General features: G+C 41.0%; 21 protein-coding genes. 9 read left to right on the forward strand and 12 right to left on the reverse strand.

Annotated features, from left to right (window positions below; all coding sequences use genetic code 11):
* Positions 1 to 230 precede the first annotated feature (230 nt).
* From B4N43_RS12180 to B4N43_RS12195, 4 genes are all read left to right on the forward strand, one after another.
* Entirely contained in the window at positions 231 to 1,259 is a 1,029-nt protein-coding gene (locus tag B4N43_RS12180; RefSeq protein WP_286734934.1) for a LacI family DNA-binding transcriptional regulator, read from the forward strand.
* 147 nt (positions 1,260 to 1,406) lie between these two features.
* A complete protein-coding gene (locus tag B4N43_RS12185; protein WP_286734936.1) occupies positions 1,407 to 3,692 on the forward strand; it encodes an FAD-dependent oxidoreductase in 2,286 nt (761 codons plus the stop codon).
* A 23-nt stretch (positions 3,693 to 3,715) separates the two neighbouring features.
* Positions 3,716 to 5,398: a sodium:solute symporter family protein gene (locus B4N43_RS12190; RefSeq protein WP_286734938.1), complete on the forward strand. Its 1,683-nt coding sequence runs from the start codon at positions 3,716 to 3,718 to the stop codon at positions 5,396 to 5,398.
* 86 nt (positions 5,399 to 5,484) lie between these two features.
* A complete protein-coding gene (locus tag B4N43_RS12195; RefSeq protein WP_286734939.1) occupies positions 5,485 to 6,798 on the forward strand; it encodes a sialate O-acetylesterase in 1,314 nt (437 codons plus the stop codon).
* Between the two features lie 167 nt (positions 6,799 to 6,965).
* Here B4N43_RS12195 and B4N43_RS12200 read toward each other — a convergent pair whose 3' ends face one another.
* The 6 genes from B4N43_RS12200 to B4N43_RS12220 form a co-directional block, all read right to left on the reverse strand.
* Positions 6,966 to 8,102, reverse strand: a complete 1,137-nt coding sequence (locus B4N43_RS12200) for a glycoside hydrolase family 88/105 protein (protein ID WP_286734942.1) — start codon at positions 8,100 to 8,102, stop codon at positions 6,966 to 6,968.
* Between the two features lie 70 nt (positions 8,103 to 8,172).
* Positions 8,173 to 9,291 (reverse strand): alginate lyase family protein, encoded by a 1,119-nt coding sequence (locus tag B4N43_RS12205; RefSeq protein WP_286734945.1) that lies wholly within the window; start codon positions 9,289 to 9,291, stop codon positions 8,173 to 8,175.
* Between the two features lie 248 nt (positions 9,292 to 9,539).
* Complete coding sequence (locus tag B4N43_RS12210; protein ID WP_286734948.1) at positions 9,540 to 10,013, reverse strand: hypothetical protein; 474 nt, start codon at positions 10,011 to 10,013, stop codon at positions 9,540 to 9,542.
* Positions 10,014 to 10,030: 17 nt separating this feature from the next.
* Positions 10,031 to 10,579: a TolC family protein gene (locus B4N43_RS25505; RefSeq protein ID WP_414711898.1), complete on the reverse strand. Its 549-nt coding sequence runs from the start codon at positions 10,577 to 10,579 to the stop codon at positions 10,031 to 10,033.
* A gap of 446 nt (positions 10,580 to 11,025) precedes the next feature.
* A complete protein-coding gene (locus B4N43_RS12215) occupies positions 11,026 to 12,417 on the reverse strand; it encodes a hypothetical protein (protein WP_286734950.1) in 1,392 nt (463 codons plus the stop codon).
* A gap of 2 nt (positions 12,418 to 12,419) precedes the next feature.
* Positions 12,420 to 13,166 (reverse strand): hypothetical protein, encoded by a 747-nt coding sequence (locus tag B4N43_RS12220; protein WP_286734951.1) that lies wholly within the window; start codon positions 13,164 to 13,166, stop codon positions 12,420 to 12,422.
* A 415-nt stretch (positions 13,167 to 13,581) separates the two neighbouring features.
* Here B4N43_RS12220 and B4N43_RS12225 point away from each other — a divergent pair, with 415 nt between their 5' ends.
* Positions 13,582 to 14,010, forward strand: coding sequence for an NUDIX domain-containing protein (locus tag B4N43_RS12225; protein ID WP_286734979.1), 429 nt, complete (start codon positions 13,582 to 13,584; stop codon positions 14,008 to 14,010).
* Positions 14,011 to 14,224: 214 nt separating this feature from the next.
* Positions 14,225 to 14,788, forward strand: a complete 564-nt coding sequence (locus B4N43_RS12230; protein ID WP_286734953.1) for a hypothetical protein — start codon at positions 14,225 to 14,227, stop codon at positions 14,786 to 14,788.
* A gap of 405 nt (positions 14,789 to 15,193) precedes the next feature.
* Here B4N43_RS12230 and B4N43_RS12235 read toward each other — a convergent pair whose 3' ends face one another.
* The 5 genes from B4N43_RS12235 to dinB all read right to left on the reverse strand — a co-directional run bounded on the left by B4N43_RS12235 (position 15,194) and on the right by dinB (position 21,752).
* Complete coding sequence (locus B4N43_RS12235) at positions 15,194 to 15,991, reverse strand: SOS response-associated peptidase (protein ID WP_286734954.1); 798 nt, start codon at positions 15,989 to 15,991, stop codon at positions 15,194 to 15,196.
* 111 nt (positions 15,992 to 16,102) lie between these two features.
* Positions 16,103 to 16,576, reverse strand: coding sequence for a hypothetical protein (locus B4N43_RS12240; RefSeq protein WP_286734955.1), 474 nt, complete (start codon positions 16,574 to 16,576; stop codon positions 16,103 to 16,105).
* Between the two features lie 339 nt (positions 16,577 to 16,915).
* Positions 16,916 to 17,539, reverse strand: a complete 624-nt coding sequence (locus B4N43_RS12245) for an alpha-ketoglutarate-dependent dioxygenase AlkB family protein (protein WP_286734957.1) — start codon at positions 17,537 to 17,539, stop codon at positions 16,916 to 16,918.
* Between the two features lie 114 nt (positions 17,540 to 17,653).
* A complete protein-coding gene (locus B4N43_RS12250) occupies positions 17,654 to 20,590 on the reverse strand; it encodes a DNA polymerase III subunit alpha (protein ID WP_286734959.1) in 2,937 nt (978 codons plus the stop codon).
* The gene (dinB, locus tag B4N43_RS12255) at positions 20,571 to 21,752 is read right to left on the reverse strand and encodes a DNA polymerase IV (RefSeq protein ID WP_286734962.1); all 1,182 of its coding nucleotides are present in this window, start codon (positions 21,750 to 21,752) and stop codon (positions 20,571 to 20,573) included. Before dinB ends, B4N43_RS12250 begins: the two co-directional genes overlap by 20 nt.
* A 213-nt stretch (positions 21,753 to 21,965) precedes the next feature.
* On the opposite strand from dinB, the gene B4N43_RS12260 reads away from it, so the two are divergent.
* A complete protein-coding gene (locus B4N43_RS12260) occupies positions 21,966 to 22,121 on the forward strand; it encodes a hypothetical protein (RefSeq protein ID WP_286734964.1) in 156 nt (51 codons plus the stop codon).
* 462 nt (positions 22,122 to 22,583) lie between these two features.
* Entirely contained in the window at positions 22,584 to 23,741 is a 1,158-nt protein-coding gene (locus tag B4N43_RS12265) for a zinc-dependent alcohol dehydrogenase (RefSeq protein ID WP_070568391.1), read from the forward strand.
* Between the two features lie 138 nt (positions 23,742 to 23,879).
* Here B4N43_RS12265 and B4N43_RS12270 read toward each other — a convergent pair whose 3' ends face one another.
* Positions 23,880 to 24,005, reverse strand: a complete 126-nt coding sequence (locus B4N43_RS12270) for a hypothetical protein (protein ID WP_262507993.1) — start codon at positions 24,003 to 24,005, stop codon at positions 23,880 to 23,882.
* Between the two features lie 475 nt (positions 24,006 to 24,480).
* Here B4N43_RS12270 and B4N43_RS12275 point away from each other — a divergent pair, with 475 nt between their 5' ends.
* On the forward strand, positions 24,481 to 25,950 hold the full coding sequence (locus B4N43_RS12275) for a hybrid sensor histidine kinase/response regulator (RefSeq protein WP_286734971.1): 1,470 nt from the start codon (positions 24,481 to 24,483) through the stop codon (positions 25,948 to 25,950).
* Positions 25,951 to 25,952: the final 2 nt, after the last annotated feature.

Consider the following 25,952-nt stretch of genomic DNA (forward strand, 5'->3'; position numbering starts at 1 on the left):
ATAAAACCGACTATTTACAGCGTTAAAGGTGCGACTGTCGCTATTAGCACCTTTTACCGCTGTAAAAAATATCCAAAAGATTTACAGGATACTATCGTTTTTTAGCTAGATCCCCAACTTGCATACCGCTATGATTATTAGAAAATCTAAAAATTAAAAAGTATTCGCTTTATCATAAACATATCTTATTTTTAATTACTCATTATAAGTCGAAACCAACGTTAATTTCTATGAAAAGTGATCAGATAACAATTATTGATATTGCCAACCAACTAAATATTTCAAAATCCACCGTATCCCGCGCCCTCACAGGCCATGCTAATGTAAAGACAGAAACGCGTCAAAAAATCTTGGAACTAGCCGAGAAATTAGATTATCAACGCAATATGCAATCACTAAGTCTTATCACCAACAAGACCAACACGATCGGTATTGTCTTGCCTGAATTCTCTACCTCATTCTTTCCTCAGGTAGTCGTTGGTGCACAGGAAGAAGCCAGTAAACATGGTTATTCGGTACTGATAACGCAATGTAATGAAAGCTACGCAACGGAGGTTGCCAATGCCAAGGTCATGCTGGCCAATCGTGTGGATGGCGTAATGGTATCATTGACAAAAGAAACATTGAATTATGATCACTGGAAAGTATTTATTCGCAAAAAAATTCCCATTGTATTCTTCAATAGAGTTTGTAATGAAATTATGGTGCCCAAGGTTGTCGTCAACGATTATGATGCCTCATTCAACGCTGTAGAGCACCTTATCAGCCTAGGAAGACGCCGAATTGCACACTTAGCCGGCCCCAGACAACTCAGCATTAGCCAAAAAAGACTCAATGGATATTGTGATGCTTTGGCAAAACATGGTATTCCTATCGATCAGGATCTAATTATCGACTCGGACCTCAGCTTAAATAAAATCAAAATGTTTGTCAAATTTCTAGTTGAACTCGATAACCCCATAGACGGTATTTTTGCTGTGAATGACCCCACAGCCATAGAAGCTATGCAGATAATCAAAAAAATGAATAAACGTATCCCTGAAGATATTGCTGTAGTCGGATTCAGTGACAACTATGGTTCGAGCTTTGCCGAACCTAGCCTTACTACAGTGGCACAGCCTGTACGGGAAATAGGTAAAACAGCAATGGACCTCTTATTGGGGCTAATTGGAAAAAATATCGAAGAATGGAAACCGATAATCTGTACAATGGAAGCCAAGCTCATGGTACGCGATTCGACGGTACGCTCTGGTAAATAATTTCCCAAAAAAAGCAGCTAACGCGGGAGCGTTCCCAAATATAGGGAGCGTTCCCATGGAAATTTTATAACAAACCACAGCAGCTCCTACCCATAGATTGGATAAATTTGATCTAACGAATTATAGCACTTAATCCCAATTTTATCCATGATCAAAAACAATACGCTAGAAAAAAGAAATCTACACCATATTCAATACAATAGCGATCTGATCGTGACAGGCGGAGGGATGTCGGGTATTTGTACCGCCATTACCGCAGCACGACAAGGTTTAAAAGTAATCCTGATACAGGATAGACCCGTTCTAGGTGGCAATGCCTCCAGCGAGGTTCGTCTTTGGATCTTAGGTGCCACCTCACACATGGGAAACAACAATCGCTGGTCTAGGGAAGGTGGTGTGATCGATGAAATTTTAGTTGAAAATACCTATCGCAATCCTCAAGGCAACCCAATCATCTTGGACATGATCCTGATTGATAAAGTAAATCAGGAGAAAAATATCCAACTTTTCTTAAACACAGCTGTATACAGTGTCGAAAAATCCTCTGCAGACCTAATAGAGCGTATACATGCTTTCTGTAGCCAGAATTCAACTCTATACACATTTCAAGCACCATTCTTTTGCGATGCATCTGGCGATGGCATCGTAGGATTTCTAGCAGGGGCTGCATTCCGTATGGGCGCTGAAAGTAAGGAGGAGTTTGGTGAAGGTATGGCACCAAGTAAAGAATATGGTGAATTACTAGGCCATTCTTTATATTTCTATACAAAGGATGCTGGAATGCCTATTTCTTTCACCCCACCTGCATTCGCTCTGAAGGATATCAGTCAAATACCGCGATTCAAGCAGTTTAAAGCCAACGAACATGGCTGTAAACTATGGTGGGTGGAATATGGAGGCCGCTTAGATACAGTACACGATACAGAAACGATCAAATGGGAATTATGGAAAATCATCTATGGCGTATGGAATTATATTAAAAACTCCGGAAGTTTTCCGGAAGCTGAAACGCTCACTTTAGAATGGGTAGGAATGATACCTGGAAAACGTGAAAGTAGGCGCTTTGAAGGCGACTATATGATGATACAACAGGATCTCGTTGAACAACGTCAACATCCAGATGCAGTTGCGTATGGCGGTTGGTCGATCGACTTACATCCAGCCGACGGAGTCTATAGTGAATTGCCAGGCTGTAATCAATGGCATAGCAAGGGGATATTCGATATCCCTTACAGAAGTTTATATAGCAAAAACATCGGTAATCTATTTCTGACAGGCCGTATAATTAGTGTAAGCCATGTGGCTTTTGGTGCCACGCGAGTAATGGCAACCTGTGCTTATGTCGGTCAAGCAGTGGGTATGGCAGCGGCACTATGCAAAGAGTTGCAAGTGTCACCACGACAACTAACATTGGACAACAACATGCATAACCTGCAACAACGTCTAATGGCAGAAGGTCAGCATATTCCCTCATTGGCCTTACACGATGAGAAAGATCTTGCTCTCCAAGCACACATCAGTACTTCCAGTGAATTACAGTTTACTGGTTTTGATCGCGTCAGCCTATGGAAGCCGCTGGCTATACCATCAGCGCAATTGCTTCCCATGAAAAAAGGAAAACTCCCGCTTTTCCATTTGGTCCTGCAAGTAACAAAAGACACCGTATTGGAGACTTCGATACGGATACCGGAGAAAGCTGGAAATTTCACTCCAGACATTACCTTGGCGACACGTACGATTCCGCTTAGCAAAGGGACGACTTCGGTCGACATTGATTTCGATACGCTATTACCTTCTGATGGATATGTCTTTTTGACTTTCCAAGCCAACACTAATATACAATTGGGCTACACAGATCAACGTGTAACAGGCACCATGTCCGTATTTAACTCTTTTAACAAAGCCGTATCTAACAATGGAAAGCAAATTCCAATAACTGGTGTAGGTGTAGACGAATTTGAATTCTGGTGCCCGCAACGCAGACCCAATGGACAAAACATTGCGGTGACTTTCGAACAGCAAATAGATACTTTTGCAAGTATTCAACTAAAAAATGGAATTAATAGACCTGTATCTTCTACAAATGCCTGGGTTGCAGACCCTAAAGATAAAACACCTACCATTGTACTCAATTGGAATAGCCCGCAGGATATCACACAAATTGACCTTTGGTTCGACACAGACTTTGACCATGCCATGGAGTCAGTGTTGATGAGTCATCCAGAAAACATCATGCCTTTCTGTGTGCGCGCATATACTATCAAAGATTCCTCAGGTGAGATCATATATTCAACGTCTGAAAACTTCAGGACATTAAATCGCATTACCTTGACCGAACCGATACTTACTGAAAGTATTAGTATACAAATGCTGCACCCGTCGGATCATGTACCGGCCTCACTATTTGATATACGTTGTTTCGGAAAAAAATAAATGATATTTAAAAAAATTATCGGATGATACAGTTAGACTATATCGTGATGGGCATTTTTAGCCTGTTGATTTTTGCTATTGGGCTTACTTTTACGCGTGTAGGAAGTAGAACTGGACAAGCTTTTTTTGAGGCAGGGGGTGAAACCCCCTGGTGGATCAATGGACTATCTCTTTTTATTAGTTATTTTTCCGCAGGCACATTTGTTGTCTGGGGATCGATAGCTTACAGACACGGATTAATCGCGAATGCCATCCAGTTGACCATGGCTATTAGCGGTCTGCTTGTAACTCTCTTTATCGCATCAAGATGGAAAAAAACAGGTGTGGCAACCGCCGCAGAGTATATAGGGAAGCGTTTTGGTCAGAAGGAAAAGCAGTTTTATACTTATATGACCTTGCTATTAAGCTTATTCACTACAGCCGCAGTTCTCTATCCCGTAGGAAAGATGGTTCACGTCGCTGCCGATCTGCCCGTTAATTTATGCATTGTAATCATTGGACTGATTATCATCTTGTATACCGCTGCCGGCGGATTATGGGCAGTCTTGGTAACTGATGTAGTTCAATTCGTTATATTGTCGGCCGCAGTAGTCATTGTGATTCCCATTGCTTTCAGTGAAATTGGCGGCTTTCATACCTTGATTCGCGAGGCACCCAAAGATTTTTTCAAACCTTTTAATGAAGAATATACGATTGGCTTTATGTTAGCTTTTATTGTATACCAAACATTCTATCTCGGCGGGAATTGGTCTTATGTACAACGGTACACCAGTGTAGGCACAGCTAAAGACTCAAAAAAAGTATCGGGTATTTTTAGCATCTTATATTTTATATGTCCATTAATCTGGATGCTCCCGCCTATGATTTATCGCATTATTAACCCCAATCTAGCAGGACTGGAGGTAGAAGATGCTTACATGATGCTTATCCAAAAGGTAATGCCCGCAGGGCTTATCGGTTTGGTTCTGGCAGGCATGGTATCGGCAACGTCAAGTAAAGCTAACACCACAATTAATATGGCAGCAACAGTATTTGCACAAGATATCTACAAGAATCTTATCAAACCTGAAGCTTCTGAAAAGTCAGTTATCGCCGTAGCAAGATTATTCACCTTGATCTTTGGCATAGGTACTATTCTAATTGCCATGTGGATACCTTCTGCTGGAGGGATCGTCAATGTGGTACTGAGCACTGCATCCATTGCCGGTGGTGCACTCTTCGCTCCCATTATATGGAGCTTATTTTCAAAAAGACAAACTGGGCTTTCGGTCGTCTGCGCTACGATCATTTCTTTGGCAGTAAATCTATTTTTAAAAACAATTGCCCCTGACACCTTGGGATTGAAGTTAAATTTAACCATGGAAACTATATTTGGTATGGGAATTCCAATTCTTATATTATCCGTATTTGAATTGTATTATCTTTCAACCGGTCAAATAGCGCGACATATACTAGTTCCTATAAAAATCGAAGATAGCGATTCCATCGCCAAAAAACACCATGAAAAACATGCCGATACCGAGCAACAGAATCAATTTGGAATTAGGGTTATCGCCGCTTCTATGGCAGTAGTCGGGATCGGGATCATCGTTCTCGGGGCATTAACTACACAATTCTCGTATATGGTCATGGCTGTCGGACTGGCCGTCTTGATCATTGCTGGATTTATAGCAAAACTTACAAGTAATAGAAAGTTCAATTCATGAAATACATCTTTGCTTTTATATGCAGCTTAATATCTTGCCAACTAAGCTTAGCAAATTTAACCATACCACATTTTTTTGCAGATAACATGGTATTGCAGCAATCAAGTAAGGTCAAGATTTGGGGTAAGAGCACGTCAAAAAAGAAAATACAGATACAAACTTCCTGGGATGGAAAGAGATATCAAACATTCAAAGATCAAGCTGGGAATTGGTCACTATGGGTCGAAACTCCAAAAGCTGGTGGTCCCTATAAGATTCAAATACAACAAGAAGAGACACTGACATTGCACGATGTTTTGATCGGTGAAGTTTGGATATGCTCAGGTCAATCCAATATGGACATTCCCGTAAAGGGTTATTACGGCCAGCCTATTCTTCATGCGACAGAAATGCTATTGGAGTCACCCAATGATCAAATTCGTCTCTTCCAGGTAGAAAGACAACATGCGGAAAATGCCCAGTTTGATTTAAAGGGAAGTTGGTCTGTAGCAAATACGGCTTCGGTCGTCAGGTTCAGTGCGCTGGGCTACCAATTTGCAAAGTACCTGCAACAGCATCTTAACGTGCCTGTAGGTATTATTCAAGCCACTTGGGGCGGTTCAGCAATTGAAGCCTGGATGAAGCCCTCCCTTGTAGAAAAGTCACTAAGAGGGCAAAAATTACCGAATAGATCAATTGGAAAGCAGCCACACCAACAGCCGGGCAATCTTTATCACGGCATGATCTGCCCACTCATCGGATTTCGCATTGCTGGTGTGATTTGGTATCAAGGCGAACAAAACCGATATAATTATTATGACTACAACAAATTACAAACAAATATGATCCGCGATTGGAGAAAGAGCTGGGATATGGGAGAATGGCCTTTTTATTATGTAGAGATAGCTCCTATGCAATATCCTGCTGGACAGGCTACTTTACTACCTCGTCTTCGCGAAATGCAGCTCAAAACACAAGATAGCCTCCCGAATGCAGGAATGGTTTCTACGATAGATATAGGTGAAATGCACAATATCCATCCTGCCAATAAAACGTTTGTAGCTCAGCGATTGGCAAGCTGGGCATTGGGTAGCCACTATCAAAAACATGGAATAGCTTATCAGACACCAACTTTGGATAAAATCGTCATCCTTAATGATACTGTCTTTGTTTCAATGAAACATTGTCCTATGGGGCTCACGAGCTACGGAAAACCATTAACCCAGTTTGAACTAGCGGGCGCTGACCAGATCTTTCATCCAGCAACAGCTGTACTCCAAAATAACCGTATTGTTGTTACTTCAACTGCCGTACAGGTGCCCGTTGCTGTGCGGTATGCTTTTCATGACTGGTGTTTTGGCGAACTATATCGTACTGAAGGTATTCCTGTGGCATCTTTTCGCTCGGATGATTGGCCGTAGAAATCCCTACGACCAATCTTGATACCAACCTATTTATTGCCTTACAACTTTCTGTTTTTCCACAGCTAAGAAAATAGCTTTTGTAATTCCCCTGACGATAATAATAAATTTTTCTCGCTGTCAAAATCCAACCTAACGAAAACTTTGCTCATGTCACTCGCCCTAGACTATTCTTTTTGCAAGAGCTTCAACAACTCACTACCCGCCAAAAGAAAGGCACCTACACCGTAAATTTCCGTATCTTCATAGCTAACTTCGCCGGGAGCCTCGCCTACCTGCTGCACATAACCCAATTTACCATCGGGATGCACCGCACTACGGAGTGCCTTCCAGCCCTTCCATACGACAGCCTCATAATCTTTGGAAAGGATAAGTTTATTATTGATGCCCCAAGCTATCGCATACGTAAATAATGCTGTTCCACTGGTTTCTTTTGCGGGGTAAAGCTCGGGATCCAACAAGCTCGTCCGCCAATAACCGTCATTCTGTTGCAAAGATGCAATCCGCTGTACCATACTACGATAAAGGCCCTCCCATCTCGCGCGGCTTTTATAAGTTTGCGGCATATCGTTTAGGACACGAACCAACCCGGCCAAAACCCAGCCGTTTCCCCTAGACCAAAAAACATCCTCACCATTGCTCTCCTTTTTATCAAAATAACTTTGGTCTCTATAGAACAAGCTTTCCTTAGGATTGTAAAGGTAGTTTGTAGTTTTCCACCACAGCGTGTCTACCAAATCGAGATATTGTAGGTTGTCCGTAACCTTATAAATTGCAGAAAGTGCTGGTGGCCCCATAAATAGGGCGTCGCACCAAGCCCATTCTCGAAGTGCAATATCATTTTTCCAAGCCAGGGATTCGCTATGCGGACGACGTACCAATGTATCTGCTAAACGGGCGAAATCCGCTATATAACCTGTATTTTTATCGTGACTATATTTCCAGGTATACAATTGCCCAACGCAATAATTGTCCGCATAATACCGATATTTGTCCGCATACATTTTCCAATCAAACTGCTCTCCTACCGACTCGAGATACCTGGCATAACGTTCTCCACCTGACAGCTTCGTCATCTCTATCATACCAGTGAATAAAGTCGCCGACGTCCATTCACGGGCAGCATGACGTAACCCCTTATTTTCAATACTATCCAACTGCCAGGAAGCGACCCGATCCAAATATTTCCTAACTTGAACCACTTTTTCACTCCGTGCCTCCTTATCACCTACTAATCCTTGACAAGCTGATAGTTCTGGATAAAGCCCGAGTATACTTAACGCAATAAAAAACCTTATTTTCATCAATTTATATTATTTTAAAATATTTACCAACAACCGCATCTCCTATAATTTCCAATAGTGTCGATTGCCTTTAGTTTCTGCTTTTATACTGATCAAAATCGAGCGGCATTAACGTTGGGAAAGTCCAAGCGAAATGATGCCTTTGAAATATAATGGGTCTGTAACAAGCTGCAAAAGTCTCGAATGCTTCTTCCCGGTAAACATCTTTCATGGCTTCCATAAGGTTGGGTGGCCAAAAACCAGTAACGGTTTTGGAAGTAGCGACATCGGGATTCTTATACCACCTCCATTTATCTGGATGCAAAGTATAGTACTCCAAATAACGCAGTGCACTTAATAAGGATGCTCCGTTTTGCTCTACAAAAAATAGATTTTCTCCGGTCATATTGAAGATCGTCCACATCGAAGCTGTTAACGGCGCGAGAGAAAAGTAAGTATACCACAATCCTTTACCCTCTCGCTTCACTTCCTCGACCATATGGCCATCTGCAGCAATCTTATCAAAAAGATCATTTTTAATAAGATTGGTCGTGACATTGAAATCGGCGGTATCACGTAAGTAGGCCGCAGCTAACAGAGCAGAAAAGCGTGACCAATCTCCTGAATTATTATGACGTGATCGGATACTATGGGTTGCTTTCTGGAAGACGTTGTGTGTCCAGTGTTTAAATTGCTGCTGCTCGCTAGCTTTCCAGACTTTTGTATTCTGCATTAATCCAGCAGCAATCATCAAACCAGAGCCAGCATAGGACATCACCAATGAGCCGTCCAACTGATCATATTTCTTGTTAATAGTAGCCCAAGCGTTTAAAAAATAAAGAGCTTTCTTCGCATATTTCTTTTGCCGGTTAAGACGAAAGGCTAATGCAGCGCTGTAGGCTGCAAATGCGTCTTTCTGTAAATACATCGCCACTTCCCTATGTTTCTCCTTATCGGAGTAGAAACCAGGAATGCTTAGGTTTTCAACGGCGTGATGATTCATCGGCAAAGAATCTGCCAAACGGATCAAAGACTGATAAGCAGACCAATAGGGTTCCTGTTTTTGTCTGATCTTCGATTCTACAAAATCCAGTTGAACCTCTGGATGGAAAACTGATGACTGCGCTACAACTATCGGAATCGAAATTACAGTCAATAGGAGAAAAATTAATACCTTTATTTTGAAACATTTAGTTTTTGATACCTTCATCTCTTTAAATATTTAAAATGGTTTTTGAAATCTTCCTACAGGAGGACATATTGGTTACCCCAAATTACAGCAAAGGTTTAAGGTATTTGACGGTTAGACGCAACTAAATTTCATGAAACCGCTCCCAAATAATGGGAACGGTTTCATGAAATTTAAAAAATAGTACCCTGTCGATTAAGATTACTACAATTTCGAGCTTCATACGGTTAAAAGTGACTAGATATCGATACTATTGATCATATCGTTTACTATACGAACAGAATACCCTTTGGCAATATGATCAGGTGATTACATTGAGCAGGGAGAGCGCAAAACGATATGGGGGAAAGAAAATCAACTAAAACTTCATCGGGATTCTGTTGAACAAACCGGTCATCAATTTTAAATAATACTCGTTCAGATTTTACGTTGGTATATTTGTTTTTTAATGTAGACAAATTTATTAAAACTGGTTTATATCCAGGTTTCAGTTCAACCACCAAAGCTTTCTTCTCAGTACTATGCCCTATCGAATTTATACCTTCAGCTTTCAATGTTGGTACAATATCATCCAAATAATCTTTGCCTTGGATTTCAATTGTAGCATGCGCTCGATCATCAAGTACTTTGTAGACTACTTTCGGAACGGTATCCGTCTTTTTATAGATCTCAAGAGATTCTTGTCCATAGGCTATACCTAAGGAAAATGTTGACATAAGAGTCAAAAAGAATATTTTTTTCATTTATTATTAAAATTTTATTACAAATTGCTTATAAGGTTGTTTACTAAAAATTTGTGGAAATAACAATTATACATTGATCTTATCTTTTCACGCTCGGAGCTCAAATATCTTGCTCTTACATCATGAAGTTCACTGTAGTTGATTTTTCCATTTTTAAAATTAATTTCGGCATCATTAAGTGCACCTTTCATTGCAATACAAATACTGGCATTGGAATTATACATCTTATAGTTTGACCGCCAATTGATGATATAATTCTTTAACTGATTATTCCTCTGTAATCTTTCGCCGCTTAAATTGTTTAATAATTGCTTTCGTAATACTGCATTCTGAGAAAGGCTATTTTTAACTACACTTCTGTTATAAATAGGAACAGATATTCTAAAAAATACCTGTTGATAAAGATTATTCTTTAATTGATTACCAGCCGGGAGACTTTTGAATACAAAAGAATTATAAAACATTGTGCCAAAAGTACTTCCATAACTTATTGTAGGATAAAGCTGTGATCGGTATAATTTTACCCTGATATTCAAGCGATCTAACCATAAGATTAAAACGTTCAATACTCGGATGCTTGAGGATTACAGGGATTTCATTGTACAATACCCAGATTAGATAATGATTTAATTGCTTCTCTAACCGTTGATGGATTTACGAAGACAAAAGTTTGTATCTCAAATACGGTTTTCTATTGAATTTCAGTGTTTCAATCTTGAAAGAACTGTAGACCTTACCTCGGAAATATAATACCATATTTCGCAGTAACTTATGACCTCCTCCCCCTTGTTCACACAGTCAAAAGTGGAGTTTCGGGCCTTGTGAGCTGTAAATTAACAAATTCTTTGGGAGTTAAATCATTCAGTGTGCTGTCCAGTCTGTAATGATTGTATTCCCATCTAAAATTTTCAATCTTGTGCCAACTTCGAGCTTTCATCTAAACTAAAAGTGTAATATTATTTGGAATTACTACAATTATTTATTATCGATATTTTTTAGCTCACTTAAAATATTAATTTTTCGAATACGCAATTTTTAGACAATCTATAGTTTTTGGACTTTCACTCATTTTGATAGCTCCATTATATCGCTCTCTGAAAATTTCACGTACTAACTCATCATCCGAACGCCCCCAATAGTCATTTTTATAAGTAAAAACCAAATTGTTAAAAATACCTAGATCCACCTTTGGAAAATTACGTTTCAAAATATTTATGGCAAAACAATCACATTGTTCTTCCGTGAACTTTTTATCAATAATATGCCCAACCTCGTGCAATAAAACGAAATCGAATTGAGTTCTCCATTTCTCTTGGATACGTGGATAGAAAATATCCATCTCAACTGAAAGCAAACTTTTTCGAGGTTTCGACCGTTTAAAGGATCTTTCCACAACATTATTATAATTTTCAACCAAAAGAACAGAAAATAACCTTGGATTTTCAAAACCTATAACTCTGCTTGAATATTCGAAAACGTCTAGAAGTCCACTGATAACAGCTGCTCGAATGAGTAACGGTGAAATATAAACGTCTTGTCCAAAATTTTCAAGATATAATTTAGGTGCTAAGTAAGGCTGCGATAGGTAACCTATCTTCAATGTACTTGATGAAATTTTTTGCTGCAGAGAATCAGGTAGTAAGCTTTTTAAATAATTAAAGCGAGTCTTTAAAGAGTCTAACATTGGTCCTGGAAGGTCACTCATCTTAAATTTGGGATTATACCGGTCTGACTCTACTAATTCTGAAATATTTTCAAATGCCTGTGCGTAATATTTTTGAAAAAGCTCATACTTAACCCATTCCCTTTTAATATTGTAGTATGTATTTAGTCGATTTGTTCGGTCATAATCTTCGTACGAGGTTTTAAATATTTTTCTAAACTCATCATCAGGCATAAAAGCTGGCAATTTTGGACTTAGTAGATAGCTTTCTTTGAGGATGCTGTCTACATTTGCCCTGTCCGGCTTTTGCACTGGAACCTGTAACCATACATTATCGTATTTCAGATTTTTTGATTTTAGATAAGTATAAGCTTTTTCTAATTCAGGCTTTAGAAATAATGAATCATACCCTTCCCCGTAAGCCCTAATCATAAATCTTTTGGCTTTCTTCACTAGATCCCGATCCGTTTGAAAAGCACATGCATCTTCATCAAAACACCAACTTGGATTGATAAAAATATAATCAAAGTCGGGATCAGGAATGTCTTTTTTATTAAAAACTTTGGTTTCAAAAACATAAGTATGCAAAGTTGGCGTTTTTACAAGGGTATCATACCATTTCAAGAGAACTTTCGCTTTTTCTTCTACAGCTCGATTTTTACGAACTAAATTTCTCCTTGAAGGTGAGCAGTTGATAATGAAAAGTATAGACAAAAAAAATAATATATATATGAGTTTCATTGCTAATCACCGATAGATAATAATTGTAAACTCTCATTATCGACCTTAGTGATTGCTATTTTACCACTTCCGTCTATACTATTGCTTAAAACAATCTGCTCTGGCTTATAGAACACAAATAGTCCCTGATCCAGAGACACTTTTATTTCATCTTTGGCCGAGTTAGACCATTTTACATTTGCTTTTCCGTCTATCAGCTTTTCCAAATTAGCCTTAACATTTGAATCCGAAGTTAGAGACTTATCCATTTGTATAAAAATCTCTTTGGCTGTGACAGCTTCTCGAACAATGAAATATTTCGGATCTTTATGACCAAATATCTTAATATCATCCATTAAACGTTTTTTAAGATCAGGATAGATTTTTACAATATCTTGATCGCTCACCTTATAAACATGTGTATCATTCAATTTAATTTTAAATTTCGACAGCTGATCTATATTTAAGCCACCATTTGCCCCAATAGTTGTCCCACCAGCAGAAACAAATGACATTAAAGCACCCAAACTGAATGTTTTCGTCTGTTCGCGTTCTGGAATTACAATAACTTCAGCAGCAGGATTTACTTCGACATAGCCCACTAAGAAATCTGTTTTTTTGTCATTGCCAAGCCTATAAATTCTACCTGGCTTGTCCGCACCATTTGGCGCTGCATACATTTTGTATCCTGGAAGAATCTCCTGAACGGAAGAGCAAGAAATGGATGACACGCATATTCCTATGCAAATTAATAGGTTTAATCTTTTCATAATATGTTAATTAGTATCACTAATTTACGGAAAATTTAGGAACCAAATGTGCATAATATTTTTTAACTGTATCGCTTAGCTTTTGAAATTAACGACTATAATTTTTATAGCACTTTGCCGCCCAATGGCATTTTGCTCAGTTTAATAATTCGATTCTAAAATCGCTTTTAACAAATCACTAAAAATATTGGTGACTTTGAGTCATGAAAACTCTTGAATTCTACTGTTGAAATCACATGATTTAGTTCCTAATGACTGTGCACCACAAAACCATTGGTATGAAAGACCTTCATCTTTATACAAAAATGGACTGGCTTTTATGTTTTCAGGAAACCTCAAGGAATAAGGGAAATTGGTATAGGGTGAACTTGCCGACTAATGCCAAACACGAATTCGATAGGTCGATAATAATCTCATAAAACCATTAAAAGTAAAAAAAAAATTCCCGGGCGGAAAAGTGGAGGCGTCAGAATCTTATGAGGAATCATTACGACGTGAACTGTTCGAAGAATTAAATTTGACGGTAAAAATCAAACGGCCTTTTAAAAATGCCATTCACCATAATGAGGAGAATCCGATCGAGCTGATCTCCTTTATCTGCACAACCGAAGACACTATGGAAGAATCTACTGATCATGAAATGAGGGAATGGGTCAAGGTGGAAAAGCTATTGAGTAGGAAGCTTGCTCCTACCAATGTAGCCATAGCGCAGCAATTGCTTGATGAATATTTATCCGTGTTGATACCCTTAAATTTGCAGCAGCGATTTGCCACTTTTGCAGTCCCCCCTACAAAATATTTGGGTAGGATATTCACTTATATGAGGTATCAGAATTTTAAGTAGTGAAGATATCTATTATCGAACGAACCAAAAGCCACCACTTCGGAAATTATCTTGACACTTTTGATAGGTGTATTGACCTGAAATCCTAATATGGCCAGCAGGCTTAGCGTTTATAATTTTATTTCTCCAGTAGAATTATTATCTTAACAGGACTTTCAACGAATTGTCATAATGAATAGCTTAAAATTATATAACTAAATCAACAAAATACCCAATGTATAAATCTCTTCAAGCCAAGCTAAAAACCTTTCATCAGGTCTGTAATGAGCCTTCAGAATTTAGAATTGCTTTTGCACCATTTTATAGAAAAGACTTCTATACTATTCTAAATGAGATAAAAAAAGTAATTCGCTCACCTTATCTTGTGCTGCTGTTAGCTAATCGGAATTTAGATCTTATCTATGAATCCGACGGGAATTTGCCCGACTACTTTTCATTCCGGATATGTGGGAAGTTAAAAAATGAAGTAGGCTCGGCCTCCTTTTACGAGAGTCGATACTTGTTTTTTAATACAGATTCGGACAACGACAGGATAGAAATCTACTCAGTCAACAACGATCGTATCTCTCTTTCCCCAATGGAGGAAACAAAAGACAGGTACTTAGTGGCATCTATAAATTCTAAAGCGTATAAAATAGAAAAGATCCGAACTGTCTTAGTGGCCTTTTTAATGGAAGAATTAGAATATCTCACAAAAACTTTTGCTATAGAGCTAAATGCTGAATTGAATTATAGTAGCTCCTATGCGACTGAGGGCAATGAAATATATCAGATCTAACAATTAAATTGTCGGTTGGTCTTTCGAGCCCTTTTCTGTAAAGAAATGCCTATAAATTGAAAACTGGAATTGCAACAATAAAATAATTTCATTGCGCGCGACCTTTGTAAAAGGAAGTTTGGCGTAATATTTAAAAATAGCTAACCTATTATGGAAATGAATACCAAGACGATCTTCACTCAAGGATCAAATCCGAGATGAAATAAAATCGCTCGAACAGGTAATCTATCAGGATGGTTTCGAAAACTTTTATCATCTTATTTTGGAAGGAAAAATTGAATTGCTAACCAGCCGCCTCCAAAAGATTTATATGGGATAGCACACAATTAAGATAGGATCGCCCGCGGATAAGAAAAGCAAAAAGCACCTTAGTAAACTAAGGTGCTAGCTATATGTGGCCTTCGATTAAAACAACGAAGTCTGCACCTTATCACTCCCCAATGGTGGCAATCCTTCCCAATCAAATTGCTCATAACGATGTTTACCATCTGGGCGGTTTGGATATCCTCTCAAGGTATAAACTGGATAATGTTTCAACTTTTCATTGGGCATTTCAAATCGAAAAATCGGCGGCATATCTTCTTCGTTTATATCCTCGATCCATTGACGCTCGAGGTCCTCAGGCAAGAACAAAGGCATACGATGTTTGTTGGGGCCATCATTATGGATATTGGCCATCACTTCATTGGCTGCCCTTGTAAGCATTCCAAAGGAACCCACGCGTTCAACCGCACCATCCTCATCCACCGTCTCATGCCACTGGTACAAACCTGGTAAATAGAATAGCTCTCTCCCCGCTTCGCCGATGAAATAAGGTACTTTCTTTTTCCAGCCCTTTACCGCACGATGCTCAAAGGTACCACTCACAGGGATAAGGCAACGTTGCTTGCGCAAGCGGTACCAATAGGACTTTTTATCTTCCAGGATACGCTCGCTACGCACATTGATCATATTGCGCCGCCGATCGGCCTGCAGTTTGGGATCGTCAATATAGGTAGGCAATACCCCCCACTCCATCTCGGTCAATGCAAGCTGGCTTGAGTCCTTGTCCTTATACAGGATCGGATATTTGGGAAAGGTAATGGCCTGGACGTTTTCCAGGTAATCATAGTTGTAATCCAATTGACGACGCTCGTCCCGCAATTGCGGAAAGGTCTTTTTGATAATCTCAATATCGGTATGTAGGCTAATATCCCAGCACATAATGGTATCCTTTTTTGTTTGGCTTTGATACGAATATACGCAATTTGTGCTGTAAATATGGATTGCCCTACGACAAGAAAATGGCTGCTTTCTGGTTCGGACCGGATCTGATTACCGAAGGATCTCGATAGCAAATACTTTCTTTTTGGTCTGCCCATCGGTAATGGTAGCCACTACCCGACCATATGCTAGGGAGAATAGGATATCGATCGGATTTTTGCGCTGAAACCTGGTCTTGGTACGCAGGTAATTGACAATATTTTTCTCGTATAGCTTGAGCATACGCTTATCCCAGTTCTCCTCTTTGATACGATTGAGAAAAATACGATAGCCTGATCCTGCTTCCAACAAGCTTTCGATCTTATCGGCATCCTGCGGCAGCTGCAAGGCTCTTCCCTCCTTTACCCCCAGTTGATGGGCATGCTGATCGGCGGCTTCCTTATCATCATAAGGCGTAAGCAGAAAGCCTGTCTTTTCCTTAACATCGGGCCACTCAAAACGCTGCAGCACAAAGTCGGCATAGCCTGACTCGACGAGCTCGCGAAACGAACTTTTGGTGACTTGTTCAAAGGGATTGTACAGCATAGAACTAAGATAGGATTTATATCCTAAAAAAGGCCGGAATAAACCAGCCCTGATATATAGTTATGATCCCAATAATGGGATAGTCGGTTTCAAAAAAATGCTGGCCTAACAAGTGCAAATCAAGCCAGCAAAAGCAATCTTCTCATTTTTCGTATAAAGGACAACAGAAATATAAAATTCGTTTTAAAAAAAAAAACCTTGAGGAGGGGGATCTCAAGGTTTTTACTACCTGTTATTAACCTAATTTATGAAAGTATGGATATAACAAGGGTTGATTTGCTTTCGTTTGATCTTTTATAAAAAAGTTGAGCACAGAAAAAGCTGGTCTTAAATAGATGCCTATATATTATTTCTCTTTTGTTCGTTGATCAGGCGAAAAGTCAGGTTGATACGTGCACTCATCTTTTGCGTGGATTTTGCAATGCGATGTTCCCATATCTCCTGCAGATTACCTTTCATCAATAGTAACGAGCCATGCTTAAGGAGTAATGAATACCTCTTGCTGTGATCGTCCACTTTTCTGAAATCAAAATAGCGTGCTTGCCCCAGACTCACCGACACAATCACGGGTCTGTTGCCTAATTCGCTTTCACGATCGCGGTGCCAGGCTACTGAATCATTGTTGTCACGATATAAATTGAGCAATACGGAATTGAAAGTACAATGAAACCGCTTTTCTATCCGCTCCTTCAACGCCTTTAAAGGCTTAAGCCATTCGTTAACGCCTATCATTTTTCCGGCCAGCTGTAAGTCTACATCCTCATCACCATACCAGGCTGTCAACCGAGGGGTCAGCACCGTTCGATCATACATTTTTTTGGATGTCTGCTGCCAAGGCACTTCCCTGAACAGGAAATCAAACAGCTGATCAGCTTCTAGCTGGGTAATAAAATTTGGCTCAAATTCCAGGAGATCTTCTGGAAAAATATATCCTTCATTTTCAAACAAACTAAGTTGATCCATGGGGCAATGATTTTAAATTTATAACGATGTACCTTACCGCATCACAACGTGATCCCTGTGAGGAAAGAACAATCCTCGTTGCAGAGCGTTTGCCCGTTTATCCAAAAGAAAATACTACTCACTCCTCGGATCAGGTTTCAATGGCATCTTCGCACAGCGGATCACCTCAACGGAAGGGCATCCGTATTCAAGGATAACTTTGCCTTCAACCAAATAGATTCCGGCCCCACGGAGCGGATATTTGGCTAGGCTCTGCGGGAAATGGACGGTATCAAAAAATCGCCCCTCAGCATCGAGGAAAGTCCCGAATTTCATCAGGTCGCCACGCTTGGTCTTCACAAATTTCTCACAGACAAAATCCCCCACCACGCGGACTATCTTTCCTTCATGCAGATGGAGTTCCCGAGCGGGCATATCGCCCCGGTAATCGCTTTTGGTAAGATCAAATAGCGTACCCGTTACGCAAAAGCCAATCAGCTCCATCTCGTCGTAATAATCCTCCAAGATATTTTCTTCCAAAGGCGGAAGAATAGGCTTGCGGCTTTCGGTCTCAAAGAGCGCCATACCTGCTGCGACAGGCTTATGCTTGCTCATCATCAGATGAGCAGCCCACAGCAATTGCTTTTTCCCCGTCCCCGTAAAACGCAAGGCACCCACACGAATTAGGATAACGACCTGCTCAATACCCGTCTGTGTCCGTTTGACAAAGTTTTCTAGACTGGTGTACTTGCCATTGGCTTCACGCTCCTCAATAATGCGATGGGCCAGTTTACCTTCCAAATTGAGCAGGCAGTCAAAACCCAGGTAAATATCCTTACCCTGAATGGACGTATTAAAGACCGACTGATTGACACAGGGCAGGCAGATATTGCCACCTGAAATTCGCGCTTCATTCACATAGACCTTACGATTGTAAAACCCGCCATAATTGTTGAGCACCGCAACCATAAACTCCAAAGGATAGTAGGTCTTGAGAAAAAGACTCTGATAACTCTCTACGGCAAAGGATGCTGAATGCGCCTTGTTAAAGGAATAACCGGCAAAGCTTTCCATCTGCCGCCAGATCTCGCGGCTAATCTTTTCGGGGTAGCCCTTCGTCTTACAGTTGGAAAAGAACTTATCCTCAATTTCGATCAGATGGTCTTTGCTGCGATATTTGCCCGACATCATCCGCCGCAGCACATCGGCATCGGCCATATCGAGCCCGCCATAGGCATTGGCGATCTTCATCACATCTTCCTGATAGACCATCACGCCATAGGTTTCTTCGAGCTGTTCTTTGAACACAGGATGCGGATAGACGACTGTAGTGGAGTCGTGATGCCGACGGATATACTCGCCCATCATGCCCGAACTGGCCACCCCGGGACGAATAATGGATGAGGCAGCCACTAAAGTCAGGTAATCATCGCAACGTAACTTGGTGAGCAACTGCCGCATCGCCGGACTCTCGATATAGAAGCAACCGATGGTATTGGCTGATTTTAATTGCGCTGCGATATGGACATCCTGAAAAAAACGCTTGGGATTGTCGGTATCAATGACCACGCCCAAGTTTTCGCGCACAATGGTACGGCAATCTTTGATATGGCTGATACCGCGCTGCGAAAGGATATCGAACTTTTCAAAACCGATATCTTCGGCCACGTACATATCAAACTGCATGGTCGGCAATCCCTTAGGCGGATTGTCCATTGCGGAATAACAGGTCAATGGTTCCTCCGAGATCAGCACGCCACTGGCGTGTATGGTGCGTTGATTGGGGAAATCGGCCATGCGGTTGTACACGCTTAATATGGTGTTGGTCACCTCATTCTTGTTGAGCATATGCTCGGGTTCATGCACGAGACGGTCGATCTCGGCCTTGGGTAGCCCATATACCTTGCCCAGCTCGCGCAGGATACTCCGGGAGCGAAAGGTGCTCATGGCGCCCATCAAGGCTGTATGACCGGTCTGATAACGGTTAAAGATATAATCGTACATCTCGTCGCGCTCATTCCAGCTAAAGTCCACATCAAAATCAGGAGGACTCTTGCGCTTGGGATTGAGAAAACGCTCAAAGGGAAGCTTGAGTGCAATGGGGTCAACATCGGTGATCCCTAAGCAGTAAGCGACAGCAGAATTGGCCCCCGACCCACGGCCTACATAGTGAAAATTGCGCCCACGCGCATAGCGGCAGATATCGTCCGTAATCAGGAAATAACTGGAGAAACGCAGGTTTTCGATAATTTCGAGCTCCCGCTGGATACGTTCGGTCGCGACCCGATCATTGCGGCCATAGCGCCTGGTAAAGCCATCCATGCAGTACTTGTGCAGGAGCTGCTTATCGTTGTAGCGGTTACCGGTAAAGGTTGCTTTATTTTTGACGCTGGTAAAATCAAAGCTGAAAGAACACTGGCCTAGTATACGGTTGGTGTTGGCCAGCAATTGGGGCAAGTCGGAAAATAAGCGCATCAGCTTAACCCGAGTGATAAATACCTCGTCCTCAGCAGCTATCTGCTCATCGCCGAGCTGCGAGATCAGCAAGTTGTTATCAATCGCCCTCAACTGCCGATGTAAGGTATAGTCGGCCTTTCGGAAACTGACTGGTGCGAGTATTACACAGCGATCGAGCACCTTGCGGTCCATCAGCTGGGCCCGTGTGCGCTCGCTGGGCCGGATGCCGATGTATTCAAAATCCCGCAATGGAAAACCATTAAGCTTGCTAAAGGGATAGATGACAAAGACCTGCTCAAATTCGGGCGCACGCTCTGGTATAGCGCTGTCTTCCAGATTGAGTTTGGTGCGGTATTCATTGATCTCACGAAAGCCCTGTTCGTTTTTGGCAATGACGACAAAACAAAGCTGATCGCCAGCGCGGAATTCCATTCCCGCCAGTAAATTCAGTCCGGCAGCACGGCCCAGTTTGATAAAATCCAGCGATCCCGAGCTGTTATTAATATCGGTAAGCACGGCAGTGTCATAACCGCCGGCCAGCATGCCCGAAATAAGATCCTGCAGGCTGAGCGTGCCAAAGCGCAGGCTATAATAGCTATGTAGATTTAGGAGCATGCTCCCCTCCTTTCTCTGGCAGCGGTGCACAGATGGCCTTCATCAGAAATTCGGCCCCATAGCGTTTTCGGATCTTGTCCATGGCCTGCATGAGGTTGACCTCCTCGGCACTGTCGTCAAAGAGATCGGTCTGATAGGAACCATAGATCAGACCGGAGAATTTGATCCCGATAAGCCGTATCAGCATCCTGCGGCTATAGAGTTTCTTGAAGAGTGCAAGTACCACATCGGTAAGCTTTCGATCCGAATTGGTATAGCCAATCTGCAACTGCTGCGTATGGGTATCGAAGTTGCTGTAACGGATCTTGAGGGTAACGCAGCTCGTCAGCTTCTGCTCTTTGCGCAGATCGAAAGCGAGCATATCGACCATACTGATCAGCGTTCGGCGAAGTACGTCCATATCGATGGTATCCTGCTGAAAGGTATTTTCTTTGGACATGGACTTTTGCTCCCGAAAAGGCAACACGAGGGAATCATCGAGCCCATTGGCTTTACGCCAGATGTTGATCCCATTTTCCCCGAGGACCTTTTGCATGGTGAACACTTCCATCTGCTGTAAGGTTCCGATTTTGGAAATTCCCATATTTCGGAGCAAGGTAAAGGACTTCTCGCCTACCATGGGAATTTTACGGATGGATAGTGGTGCGAGGAAACCTTTTTCGGCACCGTTTTGCACCTGCTTTTCACCACAGGGTTTGGCCGTACCGGTGGCAATCTTGGAGACGGTCTTGTTGACCGACAGGCCAAAGCTAATGGGCAATCCAGTCTCTCGGATAATACGCTGGCGGAGTTTCTGTGTCCATTTCCAACAGCCAAAAAAGCGGTCCATACCGGAGACATCAAGGTAATGTTCGTCTATACTGGCTTTTTCGACAATAGGCGTTTCTTCCTCGATAATTTGTGTAACTATACCCGAATAATGACTGTACCGATCGTGATCGCCCCGTACGACCACCGCCTCTGGACACATGCGCAGCGCCAGCCGCATTGGCATAGCCGAATGCACCCCAAACTTGCGGGCCTCATAGGAACAAGATGCAACTACCCCACGGTCACTACTTCCTCCTATGAGCACAGGTACTCCGATGAGCTTGCTGTTCTGCAAACGCTCGACAGATACAAAAAATGTATCGAGATCACAATGTACTATACTCCTCTCCATGTTTTTTTCAATTGTATCAAAGGCCCTGTATTGTCGCCTTTGATTTTTGGTAATTGCTGCATTCAAAATTACTAATATTATTAGCAAACAATCAACAGCGAGAAATGATTTAATTTTTATCACATTCATTGTCAGCGATATAATTTATAGTAAAGGATTGGCTTAAACTTCACTTACTTATGGCGGAAATGCGGTGCGCATGCCTATAAACCCATGAAAGGAAATCTGGAGCAATTGCTCGCTCGAACTTGCACAACTCCACTTTGGGAGGACGATTTATTGTCAATAGACGATGCGCGATTATTGGTGGTTACAGAAAGCGTACAAGATGATTGGATCGTGCTGGTAAAGCAGAAAAGGGAAAAATAAAAAGCCTCCCTTGTTAATTGGTTACATGTTAACGGGCTTCGGCGGCTTTGAGCTAAAGCAAAAGACCTTACCTAATTACCTTATCATTGCTGTTATTGATTAGCCTTAGTATTGTTGCGAGCGGAAAGAACTCAAAAAAACAATAGAGCAATTCGAAGACTCTTCGACAGAGATTGATTCTAGTGAATTTAAAAATAATATCATTCCGCCATACAACCTATTCTATTTAATCTTCATCACCTTCATTTAATGAATTATTCTTTCACCGTGAACATCACCGAACACCTAATGGTTTGACACATATTGATGTTGCATATACGTTATCTTTTGAGAAAAATACCCTTCATTGAGTTGTGAATAGTTGTGTGCTATTATTTTTTGAACCAAAGTTGTTTTGGATGTGTTCCTTTAAAACACAGATTAATAATTGGTTAAATGTACACACATTCTAAAATATAAATTATGAAAGCAGCAGTATTCCATAAGCCCGGCGATATCAGGGTCGATAATGTACCTGACCCAGCTATACTTGACCCAAGAGACGTCATTCTAAAAGTAACCGCGACCGCAATATGTGGCTCCGATCTACATATTCTAAGCGGTGCAGTCCCGCAGAAGGAAAACCTGATCATGGGACACGAATTTATGGGCATCGTAGAGGAAGTGGGCTCAGAAATCACCAATCTAAAAAAAGGCGACCGTGTAGTAGTCCCCTTTCCGATCGCTTGCGGAAAATGTTTTTTCTGTACGCATGAAGCATCTCCTGCCTGCGAGAATTCAAACTTTAAACACTATGGTCCCAACGGGGATTTGATGGATCAAAAAGGTGGTGCACTCTTCGGCTATACTGATCTTTACGGAGGATATTCTGGCGGTCAGGCTGAATATGTACGCGTTCCTTATGCCGATATCAGTCCTCGGATTATTCCCGAACACCTGACTGATGAACAGGCTTTGTTTTTAACAGACATTTTTCCTACCGGATGGTCTGCGATTGATTGGGCAAATCTGAAAGGCGGTGAAACTGTTGCAATCTTTGGTTCGGGTCCTGTCGGCCTGATGGCTCAAAAAGCAGCATGGCTTAATGGTGCTGGTCGAGTTATCGCTATAGACCCACTGGACTATCGGTTGGAGAAAGCGAAAGCAGTCAATAACGTTGAAATCCTAAACCCACATAAAGTAGATGTTATTCAGGCAATTCGTGAAATGACTAACGGAAGAGGAGCCGACGTGTGCGTAGATGCAGTAGGCTTTGAGCCCGAACGAAATTTTATGGATAAAGTAAAAGCAACGATAAATTTTGAAAAAGGGTCGATAAAAGTATTGGAAATGTGCTTTGAAGCGGTCAGACGAATGGGAACAGTATCGATCATGGGCGTATATGGTTCACCATACGATAATTTCCCACTATTCAGGATTTTTGATAAAGGTATCACCATTAAGCAGGGTCAAGCCCCTGTTCTTAACTATATTGACAAGCTTGTCAACCTCGTCAGCGAAAATAAAGTAGTTCTCGATGATATTATCACCCACACCATTCCGCTTACTGAAGCGGAGCATGGCTATAAAATCTTCAATGAGAAAGAAGACGATTGCGTTAAAGTAGTTTTGAAACCCTAAGATATAGTTGCGAGGAAAAATCACGAAAAATGAGCAGGCTTGCTGTAAACATTAAATGATTTTCCCTCGCGGTTTATCGTTCGGTTAATGCGGATAGGCCTTTTCGCAAATCGCTAAAATAGCTTCGCAAGTATTCCTTCAAAAGTTACCAAAATATTTTCTCCATATTTTTGCTGTGCTTTGGTCTACTTTCTCTTCAAGCGTGTAAGCTGTAATCCCCCCTTTAAAATTAGCTGCAGCACTTTCGATCTGGGACCACCCCATCTGCAAATATTTTTTGTAAATCAATCATACGCTTTAAGACGATAGTAAATACTATATCAGATAATTAGAGTTTATTTCTATGCATTATTGAAGCTACAATAGTTCATTTATTTTTAAGTATCCTTAATGATAGATTAAAAACAACCTAATTGTTTCTAATCTATCTGCTTTTTTACCCAACCATTTGCCCTCCAAAAATGTTTTAAAACCGAGTCGAATAAATAATCAAAATATGAACTAATGAGGAAAACATGATCAACAAAAATACCGCAAAGCTAGTTTTGGTAGACTTGTATCGATTTTCTATATTACCCCAATTTATAAACGGCTAAATCTATATTTGCTGCCGGCTTTTATAATTTATCAAAAATTTTCCCTTTAGGACAGAGTTGAATTCGTTGATACAAATAAACTGTGTATATTTAACATTTACTTATACAATCTCAAACTACCGTTAAACATAAATGCAGAAACCATGATTTTAATTGTAGATGACCAAGAAGAAAACATATTTTCATTAAAGAAGCTCTTAGAATCAAAAAATTTTTTAGTGGATACTGCCCTCTCTGGTGAGGAAGCGCTAAAAAAATCCCTGAAAACCGACTACGTACTCATTATTCTGGATGTCCAGATGCCGGATATGGATGGATTTGAAGTTGCAGCAACCCTACGTGGCCTCAATAAAACAAAAAATATCCCGATAATATTCCTATCGGCAGTCAGCAAGGACAAAAAATTCATTACGCAGGGATATGCTTCCGGTGGTCATGATTACGTCACTAAACCTGTCGATCCGGATATCCTGAATCTGAAAGTCAAAACTTTCTATGATCTCCATGAAAAGACAGTCGCTCTCAATAAAATGCAGGAACAGCTTCTATCTGAAATCGAAGAACGCAAAAAAGCCCAGCGTGCCCTTGAAAAACAGGTTGACCAGCTCCACCTGACACTCGAATCCTTACCGCAGCTGGCTTTCACTGCAAATTTTGATGGGGGCATAAAATTTGTCAATTCCCAATGGTACCGATTTGCTCGGTCCGCTGAATCTTTTCCACCCACACATCCCGATGACGAGGAGATCAAAATGCTATGGACTGACGCTGTGTCACACAGAACGGTTTATGAAAAAGAAGTCCGCATCAAAGAGCTTAGCGCAGAAAATTACAAATATTTTCTTCTTCGCATAGCACCGATACGCGAGCAGGAATCGGGCCCAATTTGGGTGGGAACCCTGACGGACATTGACCACAGAAAACAATTGGAAAAAAAGAAAGACGAATTCTTGAGCATTGCCAGCCACGAACTAAAGACACCTCTGACCAGTATTAAGGGTTATGTGCAATTTATGATGCGTCTGATCGGCTTAAACGACATTTCTTCTATCCAAAAACATCTCCTTACCCTAGATGGACATGTAGATAAATTACAGGAGCTGATAAAAGACCTGCTCGATATTTCTAAAATTGATAGCGGCCAGCTAAATTTAAGAAAAGAGGATTTTGTAATTGAAAACCTGATTGAAGAGACTATATCCTCAATGAGACAGATGAATGCCGATGTTGATTTTTATTTTCATTACGATCCCAATCTTATCAACCACATGATAAAAGCTGATAAGAGGCGTATAGAGCAAGTCTTGATCAATTTTCTCAGTAATGCGATAAAATATTCAGTCAATAGGCCCTGTATAACAGTAGACATACAATATGAATCTGACTCAGTTAGTGTATTTGTCACCGATTGCGGTATAGGTATCCCGGAAAACAGGCAAAAACACGTGTTTGATAAGTTTTACCGTGTGGAAGAATCGTCCGTAAACTTTCAGGGTCTGGGGATTGGTCTTTATATCTGCGCTGAAATAATTAAGCAGCACAATGGAACTATCGGTGTACGCAGTGCCCCCACAGGAGGAACTACTTTTTATTTTTCTTTACCTTTAAATTGAAC

It is taken from the genome of Sphingobacterium sp. UBA1897 (assembly GCF_002337775.1).
In the GTDB taxonomy this organism is placed as follows: Bacteria; Bacteroidota; Bacteroidia; order Sphingobacteriales; family Sphingobacteriaceae; genus Sphingobacterium; species Sphingobacterium siyangense.